This window comes from Eisenbergiella tayi (assembly GCF_001881565.1).
In the GTDB taxonomy this organism is placed as follows: domain Bacteria; phylum Bacillota; class Clostridia; order Lachnospirales; family Lachnospiraceae; genus Eisenbergiella; species Eisenbergiella tayi.
In genome coordinates, this window is record NZ_MPDJ01000001.1 from 697,932 (window position 1) to 714,931 (window position 17,000).

Below are 17,000 nucleotides of genomic sequence, written 5' to 3' on the forward strand. Positions count from 1 at the left end.
TCAGCCGTACTGATATAATATCGGATTATTAACCTTTTACTGCCGCCCCTATGGATATCTTCTCCATAATAATTCTGGACGCAAAACAGAAGACGATAACCATGGGAATTATGGAAACCAGCATCCCCACATACTGTGCGCCGTAATCCGCATGAGTGGAATCACGGACTGTCGCAATCATCAGGGGAAGGGTGAATTTATTCTTATCATTCAGAACAATCAGCGGGGTAAGGTAACTGTTCCAGGTTCCTATGAATGTCATGACTCCCTGCGTTACCAGTGCCGGTATTACCAGCGGCAGCACCAGCTTGTGATATATCGTAAGTTCTTTACAGCCATCCATTACAGCCGCCTCAATCAGTTCATTCGGCAGCGCGCCGTCTATATACTGCTTATAGAAGAAAACCGCGAAGCAATTGGATATGGTAGGCACCACCAGCGTAAAATAGTTGTTCAAAAGTTTCATTGCCTGTATTTCCTTATAGAAGCCGATGATACCCAGCTGTCCCGGAAGCATCATCGCAACCAGAATCACAGAAAACAGGAAGTTCTTCCCTTTGAAGTTAAATTTGGAAAACGCGTATGCAGCCATCATAGTGAAATAGTTCTGAACCACCGTTACCGTGACTGCCAGTAAAAGGCTGTTGATGATTCCCTTATATAATTCAATATTCTGGGTCAGCCGTTCAAAATTTTCCTTCAGATGCGTACCGGGAAGTACATTTATTTTGGCTACAATATTGTAATTGTCATGAGTCGATGAAATTATCATTACAAAGAAGGGGTAAAAGGCAGTTATGGCCATGACAATGGCAAACAGGTAAACAAGGCCTCTGCATAATATCCTTTTTCTTTTCGCGCTACTGTTTAAATCATCTCTGGATTTATTTGCAACAGTCTTCATTATGCCTTTCCTCCTTTCCTTATTTTCTTAGGCTTACTGCCGTAATCATCTTTTTTATCCCTCGTCACCAACAGCGAGAACACACTGAAAATGGCAATGATGACAAAAATACCATAAGCTACAGCCGCACCATATCCAAACTGGAATCTTACAAATGCGGATTCGTACATATACTTAACCATCGTCCAGGTCGCATCTCCCGGAACGGATTTGAATACCAGATGGGATTCATCAAACATCTGCAGTCCGCCGATAATTGACGTTACCATAACATAAATCAAAATCGGCTTCATGAGCGGAATCGTTATCCGTGTTATTTTCTGCCAGGAGCTGGCTCCGTCAACCTCAGCCGCTTCCATGACCTCTTCGGAAATGGAATTGATGCCCGCCGTAAAATAAATGATATTGAAACCGAAATTCTTCCAGCAGATAGCGATGGCGATTACAATTCTCGCCAGCATGGGGTTATTCTGGAAATCCACAGCCTGCAGTCCGAATGTGCTGATGATGTTGTTCACCGCTCCGCCCGGATAAGAGAACAGGGCTCCGAATAACAGGCCAATTGTTACCGGCGTTACCAGGTTGGGGAAATAGTAAAGATTTCTTAAAAGGAATTTCCCCCGGAACCATTTGTTGCTGAGTATCAATGAAAGCACAAACGCGATTGTCAGCTGCGGTATAATTGACATGATCCAAATCAGCAGCGTATTCAAAATGGTCTGGAAGAAATAACCCGATTCAATCATACGCTTGTAATTCTCCGCTCCGATAAAGGTAAACTTTCCGGATAGAACATCCATATTGCAGAAACTCAATACAAAAGAATATAAAATTGGGAATAAACTAAATATTAAAAAAACTATAAAAAATGGTGCAATATAAAAATATGCGTATCTGTTCCTTTTCTTAGAATTCAAGTTATCCTCTCCTTTTCCCCATGAACTGTTTGGGCACTATGTATATTTTATCCATCTTTAATATGTATTTATGTGCCTTTTCTCTTTCTGGTATCAATATATACCATCTATAAAAATAATTCAACTACTAATTAAACTTTTTTTAATAATTGAATCATTTTTGTACATGTGCATAAAAATGAGATATGCAATTTGGTACTTTTTAAAGGTAAATAGAGGGAAAAGGATGAAAACAGAAGCTGTTTTCAATTTAGAAAGTTACTTATTAAATTAAATTGAAAATAGCCGTCTGTGTAATAACCATATTCCTCTCCCTTCACATTTATTGATTTTTAGCGTCTCATATATTACAATAAAATCAACAAAAGTATTGTAAATATATTTATTTTCTGCCTGTTCATATACAGCCTTTTATGGAAGGAGCCGGAATGAAACATCAGTTTAAAGCCACAATTCATTCTCTTTTCACAAAATTATTATCTGCCTTCCTCCTCCTCGGTTTCCTGCCCCTCCTCTTTGTTAATTTTATGTGGTATCATAACACAAGCCGTATCGTATACCAGAATGAGTTATCCAATTCGCAGAATCTTTTAAACCAACTTAATGTGAGGTTAGAAAATGTATTAAACACCATCAATGTAAATACATACCCTTTTCTCTTTGATCGTACCGTTCAGGATATTATTGCCTCAGTACCTGCATCTCCGGATGTCAAAAGGGAAAATGAAATAATATTAAAGAATGTTCTTTCTCAGATTAAAGAGAATAATACCATGATCAGTTCCGTATCTTTCATAAATGACTTTTATAAAATCTGTTCTGTTGATTCAGGCGTAAACTATGATATTCTGGAAAAAGAGCACTGGTATCAGGATTTCATGACATATGGAAGAACCGAAACCTTTACTCCCGTATATATTAATTCTTATATCGAACGGCGCGGGACGGAAGTTATCGGATGGATGAGAAGACTTAACTATAGTACCAGTTCCCAGACAGCCGGAAATTTCCTGGTGGAAATCTCTTATTCCACCATAAATTCCTTTCTTATGCCGTCTATAGAAGGTACTGATAATACAATAATGATATTTGATACTGCTGGAAATTTGATTTTCCATCCGGAAAATAACCGTCTTTTTTCTCCTGATCCTGACGACAAACAGCTTTTCCAGAAATTAAAGGCCGGAGAGACTCTTTTTAACTTCGATTATAATGGTCATGAATATACCATTGTTTCCAACAGGCTGGCTATCACGGACTGGTACCTTATTATGGCAATTGATACAAAAACCCTGTTATCTTCCACCACTCAGGCCGCCCGACGCGTCAACATCATCACCCTGTTTGTGTTAATAGGAACCGTAATTTGTTCTTACCTGATATCCCGGCATATTACAAAGCCTATCTTCCAGTTATCGGATACCATGAAAAAAGTGGAGGCCAATCAACTGGATGTTACCATGCCGCCTTCATCCTCTCATGATGAAATCAGCATTCTTTCCAATGGTTTCAACAATATGCTGTCTCACATCCGCAGTCTGCTGCATGATATCCGAAACGAGGAACAGAAAAAACGGGATGCTGAATTAAAAATGCTCCAGGCCCAAATAAATCCTCATTTTCTGTATAACACCCTCAATGTAATACGCTGGCGTGCCGTGATGCATAATGAAATCACCATCAGCAAAATGATCATTTCTCTTATAAAGCTTCTGGAATTCAGCGGAAAGAAAACAGATGAGTATGTCCCGATTGAAAAGGAATTAGAGCATGCCCAAAGTTATATTGATTTAATCCGCTATCAATATGGCGACAAATTTACAGTCCGATACGATACAGAATCCTCTGCACTATCCTGCTATACCATTAAGTTTGTTTTACAGCCGCTTGTGGAAAACGCAATTTTCCATGGTCTGATTCCCATGGAGGAAACCGGAGAACTCACGATAAGGATTCAAGCAGAAGCTGAAAGAATACATTTTTCAGTAATTGATAACGGCATCGGCATGGATTTAACCGCACCGGAACACAACCCTGCGTTTAAAGGACTGGGCCTCAGCAATGTAAACGAAAGACTGTGCCGATATTTCGGCCCTGATGCCGCTTTGGATATCCACAGCGATAACGGTGCAGGAACCCATATCGATTTCTTCATTCCGGCTATACAGACGCCGCCCGGACAAGGAGGTTATGCAGATGCTTAGTGTACTCATAGTAGATGATGAACCTATATTCAGAATGGGGCTGCGTTCCGGCATCAACTGGGCAGACCTTGACTGTAAAATTATAGGAGAAGCCTCAAACGGAAAAGAGGCCTTATCCATAATTGAAGAAAAGAAGCCAAATATAATACTTCTTGATATAAAAATGCCTGGTATGGACGGAATTGAGCTTTTGAAAAACTGTCGTCAGCACCCTGATAATCAATGCTTTATTGTGCTCAGCTGTTTTAATGAATATCCTTTTGTCAGAGAAGCCATGAAATTAGGGGCTCTTGACTACTTGTTCAAGCCTCTGATGGAAGGACCGGATATTGAAAAAGTGATAATGGAGGCAAAGGAACAGCTGGGCTTTTCTTCCCGGAGTTCAGAAGCTGCAGAACATCAGAATGCTGTCCGGACAAAGCTTAAAGAGATTATTGAAAATGGTGTTTCAGCCAATATAAGCCCTCTTCTCGAACTCATTCCCCAGCTTTCCTCTTCCCATTATTTCACCATGGCCTTAATGGTACAGGATGAACATATCGATACAGAAAAAGCCTATGTCCTTTTGGATTCCAGCCAGGCTTTAATTGCAGGTTTTTTCCCTTCCTGCACCTGTATTTTTACCCGCTGCGGTGAAATTCTGTACGCACTCATTTATACCGATAACTGCAACGGAGAACTTGTTTCCCCTCATATTCTAAGAACATGGGGAAAACGTGTCAGTGATTATATGGAAGCTGCATTTTGGACAGGTTTCGATAACCCCAGCTGCGATATCACCTGCCTTCCCGAAAGCTTCCGGCATGCCCGCTATGCCATGGAGGCTAATTATTTCCGGCAATCAGATTTTAAGACTCCCTGTGTTCACCTTTATACTCCCGGCATGCAGCAGAACTATGATTTTTATGAAATATTCCCTGCTGAAGTCAACAATATCAGAAATGCCACTCAAAATTACGATATGGAGACCATACGGAAATCCCTCAGACATATAACGGAATCCATCCGTGTACACGAATATTTTAACAAGGAAGATTTCTGCCATCTGCTCACCGCACTTATTACGGACAGTATGCGTATTTATCGTACTAAAATAGTGTTGGAACAGCTGCTGCTGTCGAATTACAATTTGATATCCGATATCTATCATCAACGCACTATGGAGGATGCGGAGCATTTATTTTTTCAGGTTATTCTGACTCTGTTTGCCCACTTGAAAGGAAATACCACAGGTTTTCATACACGTATCATACAGGAGACAATTGAATACATTAATCTGCATTACCAGGAAAAGCTCAGTCTGGATATGGTTGCGGAAAAGACACATCTTTCCGTCAATTATTTCTGTAAGCTTTTCAAGGATCAGACAGGCGACACCTTTATCAACTATTTAAATAAGGTCCGTATACATGCAGCCGTCCACCTTTTACAAACCACCACCTGGAAGACCTATGAAATCGCAGATGCCGTGGGATTCAGTGACTATCATCATTTTTGTAAAACCTTTAAAAAAATAACGGAGCTGACACCTTCCCAGGTACGGGATCCGAATTGTATTTCATGAAATCGGCACAGTAAAACAGCAGAGTTACCGTTACCAAATGTAAACTCTGCTGTCATTTTTAACCGAAAATAAAATACCTATCTTCCTGTCCCATTTAGAAAGGCCATAAAATTATCATAATAGATCTTGTTCTTCCTTTCTTCCGTGAGGCCCAGTTTCCGGTATATCTCACAATCCCTTTCCACCCATTTTCTCACATAACTGCTATCATAATTTTCCACTGAATTATCACTTCCCCAGAAAACAGTATCTTCCACCCGGAAGTCATTTCCCATAAGGTGAGTCAACATTCCTTCTCTGTAAGAAGGAGGGGTCCCCGGTGTTAAATCCAAATACATAGATGCCGCTTCCCCGGAAGGTTCTCTCTTTTTATAGCTGTCAAATTTCCCATATACAGCAATACATTCATCCGTCCAGGGCCACGATACATGTGCCAGAGAAAACCTCAGATTTGCGACTCCCAGCAGCGGCTCAAATTCACAGGGTCTGTTGTATTTTCCAGAGACATTAATACCATCATACAAAATACCTGAATGAAACATCAATGGCATGTTCTGTCCGGCAATCCACTCATAAGCCTTCATCGCTTCTTCATTTCCGGGATAAAAATGGCTGCATATTATTTTGAAACCCTTCACTCCGGCAGATACTGCGTCCTGCATCTGTTTCAGAGCATTTTCCTCCGTTGGATCCACAAAGAAAAAGGGGATCAGCATCTCTTCTCCTTTTGTAAATTCAATAACCCTTTCAATACGTTCCCTGTAATCCCCGTTTCTGCCGAACATATTGCCTGGTGATGGAGAAAAAACTACTGCGCCGTCCATACCCGCTTCTTTTAAGTTCTCCAGGAATTTTTCTCTCCTGCATTCTTTTCCCATCATATGTACATGTGCATCAATTCTCATATCCGCTCCTGTCTGCGCAGCTTTGCGCTCCTATCAACAAGGCTGAAAAACTGAATTTTCAGTCAATTTCTTTTATCCTTTTACTCCGGCAAAGGCAATGCCTGTCATAAAATATTTCTGTCCGATCATATACATAAGCACCATCGGTATGGTTGCCATAACTCCGGCGGCCATCAGCAGATGATATTCCGTTCCATGCTGCCCCTGCAGCGTGGCTATAGCAACCGATAATACCCTCATTTTATCAGAGCTGGTAGCTATCAGCGGCCACAGCAGATCATTCCAGCACCAGAGTATATTAAGAACCGTAATAGCAACAATGGAACTCTTACACAAAGGCATTTCAATATTCCAGTAAAGCCGGAACCATGTACAGCCGTCTATTTTTCCTGCATCTTCCAGCTCTCTCGGCAGGGCAGCCAGAAACTGCCGCAGCATAAACATCGTATAAACACTGAAAACATTAGGTACTACTAATGCCCATAAGGTATCCACCCAGTGAAGTCTGCTTATAATCAGATACTTGGGAATCATCGTCATCTGAGCCGGAACCATAAATACGGTAAGGAGCATAAAAAAAAGAAAATTTTTAAACGGGAACTCCATTCTTGCAAATGCAAAAGCGGATAACGATCCGATAAACAGCATGATAACGGTAACCAAAAATGTAACCAGAATTGTATTTCCATAGTACTGCAGAAAATCAAGCCTCAACAGTACCTCCCGATAATTATCAAACTTCCATACTGCCGGCAGCCATACAACAGGCACCTTAACCGCTTCCGCATAGGTTTTAAAGGAGGTCAGCACCATCCAAATAAAGGGAACCAGCATAACCACAGCACCGATTATCAAAACCAGATAAGAGACTGCCTTCCCTGCAATTTTGTTTTTGCTTTTACTCATCTTCATCCCCCTATTCATAGAATACCCATTTGTCCTGGAATTTGAACTGAATTACCGTAACCACACTGATCAGGGCGAATAATACCACTGCTTCCGCCGATGCATCTCCCATATTCATAAAACGGAATGCCCTTTCGTAAATACCAAATACAAGGGTTCTCGAAGCATCTAAAATAGGCCCTCCCTGATCTGCCTTTCCAATAAAGGTGTAAACGATATCGAATACGCGCATACCATTCATAATATTCATTGTGCTCAGGAAGAATAGAGAAGGGGTCAGCAGGGGAACAGTTATTTTCCAGAACACCTGTCTTCCGCTTGCTCCGTCCAGTTTTGCCGCTTCATACAAAGCCGGGGATATTCCCTGCAGTCCTGCCAGCAAAATTATGGCATTATAGCCGATTCCGCTCCAGATACTTATAAGAATAAGTGAAGGAAGAATATAGTGAGGATCCGATATCCAGTTCGGAGCCGGAAGCCCTATTCCCTTCAAAAACATATTAACAAGGCCAACCTTGGAATTGAGAAGCCATCTCCAAACCATGGCCACAGCCACAGGCATTACAATATTAGGAAGAAAATAAATAACCCGGAACATACCTGTCAGCTTCAATCCTTTATTCAGCAAATTTGATACCCCAAGAGACAAAAGTAATGTGACAGGCACTACCGTAAATGTATAAATCAGAGTATTCCGAAGTTCATATTGTAATTTTTTATCTGCAAATATCTTAGAAAAATTTCGTAAGCCTACAAAAACGGCCTCCCCCATGCCATCCCACTTCAGTAACGATAGAGCGGCAGAATAAAAAATAGGGATAATACCAAATATCAACGTTCCGATAACCATAGGTGAAATAAAGAGATACGCCCATTTCCATTCCGCTTTAAATTGAAATTTTTTTTTGCTTTCCATAAACCTGCCTCCTGAAAAAATCTGCCTTTTTGCAGGATATCCGGCGTATGGAACGCCGGATATCCTCTCTGCAGCTTTTTTCTTATTCTGCGTTTATCACCTCAGTCATTTTCTGCTGTGCTTCATCCAGCATCCCCTGTATATCCGCGTTCTCATCGAGCCAGATGGATGAAATAGTATCTGTCAATATCTGTGCTGCCTCTGTACTGTTTTCCGCATATCTGGGATTCGGCGATGCATAGCTTACGCTTTCCAGAAGTATCTCCACATTCTGATCCGGATACAAGGTCTTCCACACATCTGCGGCTCCTTCATAAGCAGGAATTGCTGATTTGGCAGTGACCTCCTGGGCTTCCTTAGTTGCTGCAAACTTCACAAATTCCCATGCTGCATCCGTATTGCTGCTGTTTGCGGCAATCACATATGCCAGCCCATGTGTTGTAGCGCCTCTGGAAACATGCTGAGGAAGTTCCGCGATCTGGAAATCCGCTCCCAAAGCTTCTGCATATTTATTTACATTCCAGGATCCATCTGTTATCATGGCTGTCTGTCCGGAAATAAACATATCCGAATAACCGAACTCCAACTGCTCCGCTCCTGTGGGTGACACCTTATATTTGTACATCATATCATGCATAAACTGAAGGGCCTCTACCACAGGCTTGGCATTCACTGTGGGCATTTTATTTTCATCCATCATAAAGCCGCCGTTCTGGTATACATAATTTTGATATCCCGTATTACTATCAGGATTTGCCACTATACCGTAATGGGTATCATTCGTCAGTGCCTGGGCTGTAGCCAGCAAATCATCCCAGGTCCAGCCTTCCTTGGGATATTCCACGCCCATCTCATCAAAAATTGACTTATTATAATAAACTGCCATTCCGTCATAATCCTTGGGAATTCCGTATATTTTTCCATCCTGTTCATACATTCCTGTTACAGCTTCCGGGAATTTACTCATATCTATGCCTGCTTCCTGGATTCGCTCCGTCATATCAAGCAGCAGCCCAGGTTCGATATAATCCGGTGCACCGATATTCATCCAAAAAACATCCGGTCCCGTTCCGGTAGGAAGAGCCGTCTGCAGCTTTGTCCAGTACTCCCCCCAAGGTACTATAGTCGGTTCAACAATAATATTATCCTGGGATGCCTCAAACATATTTATCAGCTCATCCATTCCTTCTTTTTGCGCTTCATCCCAGTAGTAAAAGTTTACTATTGTTTTTCCATTTCCCCCTTTAGCCTTTTCCTCCTGTTTTTCTGCCTGTACTGTTTCCTGTGCAGGAGTGCTTTCTTTACTTTCCGATATATTACCATTGCTTTCTGTTCCGCAGCCGGACAATAGTATGGATCCCGTAATTGTGGCAGCTAATAATTTTTTTATTATCTTTCTCATACTGACTCCCTTTCTCATGACCTTATTTGCTTTGTTTACAGCTCGCTTGTTATTACAGTCTTCCTATTCGAATAGTTATTTCATTGCTGTAAAATCATTATATTCATTCTTCCCTCCAGTCAAAAGAAGCAATCATATCAAACTGTGGCATATTTTATTTATTTTCTGCCTTTGCCGGAAAACGATATGACCTATTTTATTTTTTTGTGTATAATCTTCCGAATACTCTCACCATTTACACAAAAAGGATCGCCTCAACAAGGCGATCCCCGCAAAACATATCTCTATTCTCAATCCATCTTTTCTTACACCGGCGAAGCCGACACAATCATCCTCCATGTATTACAGCTGCAAAGCGTACGCTCCTCCCCATCCTTCACAGGACGGTAAGGCAGCCTCTCCTCTTCAAGCTCCGGCAGACTGTCAATCCTTCCTCCCGCATAGGCCAGCAGCCTTCTCTGCGCCGTCTCCATTCTGGCCAAAAGTCCGCCAATCCTGATATCCAGCACTTCAAAGCCATAAATCTTGCTTTCTTTATCCCATACCGCTTCCCTGCAGCGTTTATATTCCCTCACCTTTTCCATACAGGAAGGAATCTCCTCGTTGGCAATTTTCTTCAGCCCAGCCATATCCTTCGCCTTATAAGCCGCACACAGCCGGTTGCCGATACCCGCCTTAACAGAAAGCACGTCCGCCAGATGGATATAAAGCTCCAGTATCTCATCCTCCACAGCCGCTTCGCTGCCCGCAAGATCCTGCAGCTTCTCCCGAAGCAAATCATAATACGTATCCAGGTTATTCCCCCGGGATGCCCCATTCCCGTCTTTTGCCGCGCTGCCTTCCATAGCCTTTTCAGCCACTGCCGCCTGCCCGTCAAACAGCCCCAGCAGGATATCCTGATAAAAAAGATACTTGGACGGATTGTCATATTCCCTGCTGCCCGGCACCGCATCGAATTCCCCTAACGCCAAATAAGCATCATAGCTGCTGCCCGTAAGGAATTCAAACTGCTCCTTCAGCTGCTCCCTGTCAGGCTGCTCCGAAAAGCCATGCTCCGCAAACAGAACAATGGAAGGCAGCCCTGCTGCCATAGGCGTTTCCGCCCCGTCGTCCTGCCACATGGTACATACCGCTTCCCTCACTCCTTCCGCCTTGCAGGCCCGCATGGCGGCCTCCGTTGTGGAAAAAGCCACCCGGAAATTAGGCGCCAGGCCGTTCCATACCCAGCCTCCCCCGGCAAAAACCACCTTATCCGACAGTTGCCTGTGCATATGTAAATATGCTTTGTAGAACTCTTCATCCGCATGATAATAATCCCAATAAACCAGGCCGATTTCCTTCGGAGGCTTCACCGCACCCGAAAGATCCGTATCCAGGGGCACGTCATAATATTCACTGGCCGGGGAATTCATCCGCAGATACATATCACTCCAGATCATAGGCTCCAACCCCAGCTCACGGCAGATATCCGTCACCCGTTCCAGATGCTCCGTCATGATTTCCGCCTTGGTATGGTACCCGTTTTTCAGCAGATAATTTCCCAGCCCCAGGGACCAGGCCTCATCCATACCCAGATGCACCCGCCTACTGCGGAAGGTTTCCGACACGGAACGGATACAGGCCTTCACAAAATCATAAACCTTCTCCTCGCCCACCATCAGGATATCTTCCGTATCCCGGGTTCCCTGCATCACATCCCAGCGCAGCGCCGTCTTCAGATGAGCAAGCGCCTGGATACAGGGCACCATTTCGATTCCGAACAAATCCGCATAATCGTCGCATTCCTTCAGCTCTTCTCTTGTGTATCTCCCGCGGAATGCTCCAAAATAAGGATACTCCGGCACCTCATAGGTATCCTCGGTATAAAGCATCATCGTATTCATTCCCAGAGAAGCCTGCAAACGGATATATTTCTTTATGGTTTCCACATTCAGCACACTGTTCCTGGAGCAGTCCAGCATAATTCCGTTTTTATCCAGGTACACGTTCTCCCTATGGCTGTAGCTTTCCATCGATGCGCCGGCATGCATTGTCACCCGCTTTTCCAGTTCGCGCACAAGCGTCATCAGCGCGCGGAACAAAAAGGTTTTCCCGCATGCCCTCAGTACGGCTTTCCCCCGCTTCAAACCGCCTGCCATTTCACAGCCGTAATCTGTCAAAACCACATGATTTTCCGGCCCGGATTCTTCTTCCGGGATCAGCTCCATCCACACTTCCACCGGTGTTTCCAGTCCTCCGTTGAGCACCGGGTCCACCCTGTCCCCGGCATCCACCGAAATCACCTGATGGTGCCGTTCCTCAAGCAGTTCCCGCATTCCTTCCAGATATGTTTCCCGGCCATTCATCAGCTTAAAATACATAAATCCTTCTCCTCACCTTTCCGCGGAAATCCATCCGCTTTTCAATTTACCTGATATATCTGCATACTAGCACACTTGTCCGGAAAAGTCACTCAGGAACTGGCCGAGCTGTAATTTTTTACCGCCTTTTTCCAGATCCCCCGCGAAATAAAAAAGAACAGAACCGGTGAAATCACGCCCCAGGCCATCATGCCTGGAGATAACTGTCCCATGAGGAACAGCCCCGGAAAATTCGTAATTACAAATACCGGCAGGATAAAGGTTCCGATACGCTGCATCCATTTTCCGTAAATCAGCTGGGGCATATTGTTAAAATCCCAAAGAGCCGCCGTTATATCCGCAATCCCCCTGCTGGCCACAATCCAGAAGCATAAAAGGTTGGGAATCAGAAACAGGCTGTAGGTCAGCAGATTGCCGCACATCAGGAAAAAGAGGAAGCCCGCTATGGCCCACGCGTTCACCGGAAGCCCCGCCCGGTGCCAGCCCAGACCGATCATAATGGTTCCCGCCACAAAATCAGGCAGCAGAAGAGCCAGATCCAGCCGCTTCATAGTCACAAAAAACTGCAGGGATACCGGCTTCACCAGATACATATCCAGCTCCCCTTCCCTTACCATCCGGCTGATAGAAGTAAAATTACCGTAATACAGCATATAAAATCCGGTCATCAATACGTAAATACCGATGAACAGCAGAATATGGTCCGGCGTCAGCACCCCAATATTCACTCCCGCCCGGTAAACCACCGCCACATACAGCAGCTTAATCAGCATCCAGCCGGTCTCCACCGCCACCCCCGCGGCAAAATTCAGCCGGTATTCCAGCTGGGACATCAGGGAAAACCTGGCAAACACATACAGAAGACGTGCATAACGCTTCACCGCCGCCAGATATCCGCGTCCATCGCCCTCTCTCTTTTGAAATAAATGTTCCATATTCAGCCTCCCACCGCAGTAAACCGCTTCAGCCCGCGCTTCCACAAAATTTCAGCCAGCATTCCAAAACAGCAGATCCAGAAAATCTGGCAGAGGAATCCCGCCCCTGTCTCCTTCAGCCCAAAACGCCCGTTAATAATATTTACCGGGAACTGAGTCGTATAGCCAAAAGGCAGAAGATTCACCGCAAAAGCGATCCGTTCCCCGAAAATGTCCATAGGGAATACCCCGCCGCTGACCACCACCAGCACCACGCTCACCGTGCCGAACAGCAGATTCACGTCCGTCAGCCAGAAGCTTATCAGCGCCACGCAGTAAAAGATAAAAAAGTTCAGCACCAGCGCCAATATCAGGCTCACAAGAAAAGCCAGCACCCTGGGAAAAGAAAGCATCAGCCCCAGCACCGCCACGGAAAAAATGAGAAGAGCGGCGGCCACTGCCAGCAGAATCAGAAGCTGAGGAGCCTTCTCCCCCAGGAATGAAAAAAACTGATAGCTTCGGTAATTCACCGGCTTTACCAGATACTTATTCAGCCCGCCGTTTTTAATATCCTCATTTACCTGATACTCAAAACCGGTATAAACCAGATGGGAAACCATGGATGCAAGCAGCGTATACACCATGATCTGGCTGTAGGAATAGCCGGTCATTGCGGCAGCATCCGAATTCCCATACAGATAATTCCATAAAAATGTCTGGATGACAATGGGAAAAACCGCGCTCAGCAGGCTCAGCACAAAATTAACCCGGTATTCCAGCGCTTTTTCCATCCCCATCTGAAAGGTACAACGGTAAGGATTCATAATGCAGTCACCTCTTTTTGAAAAAACAATGAAATGCTCTCCTCCAGCGGAATTTCTGTTACTGTAAAATCTTCCACAGGCAGCAGGGAAAGAATGGCGGACGCTGTTTCCTTGATTTTACCCTTGGGAACCTCCAGGACCGCTTCCCTGCCATGATACTCCCGTACCCTGCCAAATAAAGAAAGATGCTCCCTAAGCACCGGCTCAATACTCTTCAGGGACAAGAGCTTCCTGTCCCCCATTCGATGATTGATATCCGCCAGCGTACCATCAAAAACCAACTGCCCCTGATTTATGATAACCGCCCTTCTGCACAATTCCTCAATATCCCGCATATAGTGGCTGGTCAGAATGACAGTAGTCTTTGTCTGCTCATTATAAGTCTTCAGAAAATCCCGTATTTTCTGCTGCGACAGAATATCCAGACCGATAGTCGGCTCATCCAGGAACAAAATATCCGGCCTGTGAATCAGGGCAGCCAGAATCTCCATCTTCATCCTCTCCCCCAGAGACAGCCGCCTCACCTGTACATTCATCAGATCCTTTACATCCAGAAGCTCCGAAAGCTCCTCCACCGTCCTTCGGTACTCCCCGTCCGGCACATCGAAAATACATTTGTTCAGATAAAAACTGTCACTCGCCGGAAGATCCCACCATAGCTGGTTCTTCTGCCCCATAACAATGGAAAACCTCCGCTTAAATGCATTTTTCCGTTCCCAGGGAATATACCCGTCTATTTCCACCTCTCCTGCCGTAGGAAACAAAATCCCGGAAAGCATCTTAAGGGTTGTTGTTTTTCCCGCCCCGTTCGGCCCCAGAAGCCCTATCATCTCTCCCCTTTCCACAGAAAAGGATATATCCTTCACCGCCTCTTTTTTCAGCATTTCCCGGTGAAACAGATTATGCAGGGAGCCCTGCAGCCCCGTCCCCTTCTTATAATACTCAAATTCTTTTTTCAGATGCTCCACCCTGATTACAGCCATTTCATCCTCCTGACCGCGTTCCCCGCTCCCGGGAAAGCCTGCGCCTTTTATCCTGCCGTCCTTACGGCTATAAAAATTCCAGATGCCTTATATAACTTTCAAACTGAAGCTTCACCTCCGGATACCGGTACCTGCTGATATACAGCTTTTCCCCGTTATCCAGCGTCAGACTGTCCCGCTCCATGCGGTTCACATGATACAGACTCACCAGAAAGCTTTTATGAATCCTGGCAAACCCTCCGTCCTTCAGCCTCTCCTCACATTGGGATAATGGTTCCGTGGTAGTCATGATTTCATCCCTGCAGTGAATCCTTATTTCATGCCGTTCACTTTCCAGATACAAAATATCCTTCTGGCACACCCTCACCAACTCATTCTTACACAAAAAAGTATGCCATCGCTGTACCGGAGGACGGCTCCGTTCCATCTTCTTAAATACCGCCCCCAAATCCTGCTCCAGGGCAAATCTCCTCACCAGATGGTAAAACGGATAAGGCAGGGCCGAAAACACATCCTCCGCCTGCGAAGCCACATAAATAACAGAAAGAGAAGGTCTATCCGCCCAAAGCCTTTCCGCCGCGGCAATAGCATCCTCCGGCTTTTCTCCGGCGAGAATAAGGAAAAATCCCCCATCCCCTTCCGTCATATCTTCAAACGCCCCCGGCAGAGAAGCAAGCCGCCGCAGTTCATAATCCATCCCCCGGACAGGCTTCTCTCCACAGCCCGCTCCCATCCGGAGCGACAGCACTGTTTCTTCTATTTCCCGCGCGAGCAAATCATCCCTGCAGTACAAACCAAGCACCACCGCGGCTCTCCCTCCTCTCCGCCGGCCGCCGCCTGTTCCCCGGCCAGCGTCCCGTACAGATTACCATCATATCAAAATATAAAAATAAAACAAGACGGCCCGCACCACTAGTTCATTTTTTTCCCGAATGGCTCCTCACCGGGGATACAGATAAAAACATTGGAACCGTAGGCAGACACAAGCGGCTCCAATGTTTTTATCTGTATCCCCGGCCGAATCAACAGTGTACAAACTTTTCGCTTTTTGTTATAATAGGAGCAGAAGTTTTTTCGAAAAATATAGGGATATACGGCTCTTCCGTATATTCCCAAAACTATAAAAGCGAGGATGCGTATATGAGCAAAAAAAGAGCAGTCGTTTCCCTGGGGCATCAGGCTCTGGGATATACCACAACAGAACAGTGGGATGCCGTAAAAGTTACCGCAAAGGCTCTGGCCGATTTGGTGGAAGCCGATTACCAGCTGACTATCACACACAGCAACGGCCCCCAGGTCAGCATGATACACAAGGCCATGACGGAGCTGCGCCGTGTATATATAGACTATACTGCCGCTCCTATGTGTGTATGCAGCGCCATGAGCCAGGGATATGTGGGTTATGATATCCAGAATTCCCTGCGTGCAGAGCTGCTGAGCCGGGGTATTTCCACACCGGTCAGCACCATCCTCACACAGGTTGCCGTAGATCCTTATGATGAAGCCTTCTATGAGCCCACTAAGCTCATCGGCCGCTATATGTCAAAGGAAGACGCGGAAACAGAACAGAAAAAAGGAAACTTTGTCATTGAAGAACCCGGCAAGGGCTTCCGCCGTATCGTGGCGGCTCCCAAGCCTATCGATATCCTGGAAATCGACGCTATCCGCACACTGGCTGATGCCGATCAGGTTGTCATTGCCTGCGGCGGCGGCGGAATTCCCGTCATTCCTCAGGAACACGCCCTGAAGGGCGCTTCCGCAGTCATCGAAAAGGACTGCATCGCAGGCAAGCTTGCCGGCGATCTCCATGCGGATCAGCTGATTATTTTAACCAGTGTAAAGCAGGTTTATAAGGATTATCAAAAAGAAACGGAAACTCCCATACGCCGGATGAATATTCCGGAGGCCAGGGCATATATCCAGGACGGACAATTCGAAGCCGGGACCATGCTTCCCAAAATCGAAGCCGCTGTTTCTTATCTGGAAGCGGTTCCTTCCGGAAGCGTGCTGATTACTTCTCTTGATTTCGTTGGGGATGCCGTCAGAGGAAAAGCGGGGACTTTAATTACCGCATAAAATATATCATCGAGTAGGAGGCGGTGACTAACCGCCGTCCTCTCACAGCACCGTGCGTACCGTTCGGTACACGGCGCTTTCAATAGTTGACGTGCACGGACTGATAGGCTGTGGCTAAATCATAG

General features: G+C 45.2%; 14 protein-coding genes. 3 read left to right on the forward strand and 11 right to left on the reverse strand.

All coding sequences use genetic code 11. The annotated features are described in order from the left end of the window. Window positions 1-28: 28 nt before the first annotated feature. Window positions 29-904, reverse strand: coding sequence for a carbohydrate ABC transporter permease (locus BLA28_RS02845; protein WP_044965126.1), 876 nt, complete (start codon window positions 902-904; stop codon window positions 29-31). Beyond that, window positions 904-1,650: a carbohydrate ABC transporter permease gene (locus BLA28_RS02850; protein WP_169897196.1), complete on the reverse strand. Its 747-nt coding sequence runs from the start codon at window positions 1,648-1,650 to the stop codon at window positions 904-906. The genes BLA28_RS02845 and BLA28_RS02850 overlap by 1 nt, the downstream gene beginning before the upstream one ends. A gap of 599 nt (window positions 1,651-2,249) precedes the next feature. On the opposite strand from BLA28_RS02850, the gene BLA28_RS02855 reads away from it, so the two are divergent. After that, on the forward strand, window positions 2,250-4,025 hold the full coding sequence (locus BLA28_RS02855; RefSeq protein WP_069155934.1) for a cache domain-containing sensor histidine kinase: 1,776 nt from the start codon (window positions 2,250-2,252) through the stop codon (window positions 4,023-4,025). Next, a complete protein-coding gene (locus BLA28_RS02860; protein ID WP_069155935.1) occupies window positions 4,018-5,589 on the forward strand; it encodes a response regulator in 1,572 nt (523 codons plus the stop codon). Before BLA28_RS02855 ends, BLA28_RS02860 begins: the two co-directional genes overlap by 8 nt. A 77-nt stretch (window positions 5,590-5,666) precedes the next feature. Here the strand turns inward: BLA28_RS02860 and BLA28_RS02865 are convergent, their stop codons facing one another. From BLA28_RS02865 to BLA28_RS02905, 9 genes are all read right to left on the reverse strand, one after another. Continuing rightward, window positions 5,667-6,494, reverse strand: a complete 828-nt coding sequence (locus BLA28_RS02865) for an amidohydrolase family protein (RefSeq protein ID WP_069151889.1) — start codon at window positions 6,492-6,494, stop codon at window positions 5,667-5,669. Between the two features lie 72 nt (window positions 6,495-6,566). After that, window positions 6,567-7,400, reverse strand: coding sequence for a carbohydrate ABC transporter permease (locus BLA28_RS02870; RefSeq protein WP_081329813.1), 834 nt, complete (start codon window positions 7,398-7,400; stop codon window positions 6,567-6,569). A 10-nt stretch (window positions 7,401-7,410) separates the two neighbouring features. Then, window positions 7,411-8,316, reverse strand: a complete 906-nt coding sequence (locus tag BLA28_RS02875) for a carbohydrate ABC transporter permease (protein WP_069155937.1) — start codon at window positions 8,314-8,316, stop codon at window positions 7,411-7,413. A gap of 82 nt (window positions 8,317-8,398) precedes the next feature. Further along, complete coding sequence (locus BLA28_RS02880; RefSeq protein ID WP_069151886.1) at window positions 8,399-9,718, reverse strand: ABC transporter substrate-binding protein; 1,320 nt, start codon at window positions 9,716-9,718, stop codon at window positions 8,399-8,401. 305 nt (window positions 9,719-10,023) lie between these two features. Then, window positions 10,024-12,078 (reverse strand): beta-N-acetylhexosaminidase, encoded by a 2,055-nt coding sequence (locus tag BLA28_RS02885; RefSeq protein WP_069155938.1) that lies wholly within the window; start codon window positions 12,076-12,078, stop codon window positions 10,024-10,026. Window positions 12,079-12,170: 92 nt separating this feature from the next. Further along, window positions 12,171-13,013 carry an ABC transporter permease gene (locus BLA28_RS02890; RefSeq protein WP_069155939.1) on the reverse strand — a complete coding sequence of 281 codons (843 nt, stop codon included), beginning with the start codon at window positions 13,011-13,013 and terminating at the stop codon, window positions 12,171-12,173. A 2-nt stretch (window positions 13,014-13,015) separates the two neighbouring features. After that, the gene (locus BLA28_RS02895; protein WP_069155940.1) at window positions 13,016-13,816 is read right to left on the reverse strand and encodes an ABC transporter permease; all 801 of its coding nucleotides are present in this window, start codon (window positions 13,814-13,816) and stop codon (window positions 13,016-13,018) included. After that, window positions 13,813-14,799, reverse strand: coding sequence for an ABC transporter ATP-binding protein (locus BLA28_RS02900; protein WP_069155941.1), 987 nt, complete (start codon window positions 14,797-14,799; stop codon window positions 13,813-13,815). Before BLA28_RS02900 ends, BLA28_RS02895 begins: the two co-directional genes overlap by 4 nt. A 67-nt stretch (window positions 14,800-14,866) precedes the next feature. Further along, window positions 14,867-15,604 carry a LytTR family DNA-binding domain-containing protein gene (locus BLA28_RS02905; protein ID WP_069151882.1) on the reverse strand — a complete coding sequence of 246 codons (738 nt, stop codon included), beginning with the start codon at window positions 15,602-15,604 and terminating at the stop codon, window positions 14,867-14,869. Between the two features lie 335 nt (window positions 15,605-15,939). Between BLA28_RS02905 and arcC the strand changes: the two genes are divergently transcribed. Then, window positions 15,940-16,875, forward strand: a complete 936-nt coding sequence (arcC, locus tag BLA28_RS02915; RefSeq protein ID WP_009251216.1) for a carbamate kinase — start codon at window positions 15,940-15,942, stop codon at window positions 16,873-16,875. The last annotated feature ends 125 nt before the right edge of the window (window positions 16,876-17,000 follow it).

Coding starts and splice junctions, on each gene's coding strand:
- BLA28_RS02845 (WP_044965126.1), bottom strand. CDS start 904: ATGAAGACTGTTGCAAATAAATCCAGAGATGATTTAAACAGTAGCGCG.
- BLA28_RS02850 (WP_169897196.1), bottom strand. CDS start 1,650: ATGATTGAATCGGGTTATTTCTTCCAGACCATTTTGAATACGCTGCTG.
- BLA28_RS02855 (WP_069155934.1), top strand. CDS start 2,250: ATGAAACATCAGTTTAAAGCCACAATTCATTCTCTTTTCACAAAATTA.
- BLA28_RS02860 (WP_069155935.1), top strand. CDS start 4,018: ATGCTTAGTGTACTCATAGTAGATGATGAACCTATATTCAGAATGGGG.
- BLA28_RS02865 (WP_069151889.1), bottom strand. CDS start 6,494: ATGAGAATTGATGCACATGTACATATGATGGGAAAAGAATGCAGGAGA.
- BLA28_RS02870 (WP_081329813.1), bottom strand. CDS start 7,400: ATGAGTAAAAGCAAAAACAAAATTGCAGGGAAGGCAGTCTCTTATCTG.
- BLA28_RS02875 (WP_069155937.1), bottom strand. CDS start 8,316: ATGGAAAGCAAAAAAAAATTTCAATTTAAAGCGGAATGGAAATGGGCG.
- BLA28_RS02880 (WP_069151886.1), bottom strand. CDS start 9,718: ATGAGAAAGATAATAAAAAAATTATTAGCTGCCACAATTACGGGATCC.
- BLA28_RS02885 (WP_069155938.1), bottom strand. CDS start 12,078: ATGTATTTTAAGCTGATGAATGGCCGGGAAACATATCTGGAAGGAATG.
- BLA28_RS02890 (WP_069155939.1), bottom strand. CDS start 13,013: ATGGAACATTTATTTCAAAAGAGAGAGGGCGATGGACGCGGATATCTG.
- BLA28_RS02895 (WP_069155940.1), bottom strand. CDS start 13,816: ATGAATCCTTACCGTTGTACCTTTCAGATGGGGATGGAAAAAGCGCTG.
- BLA28_RS02900 (WP_069155941.1), bottom strand. CDS start 14,799: ATGGCTGTAATCAGGGTGGAGCATCTGAAAAAAGAATTTGAGTATTAT.
- arcC (WP_009251216.1), top strand. CDS start 15,940: ATGAGCAAAAAAAGAGCAGTCGTTTCCCTGGGGCATCAGGCTCTGGGA.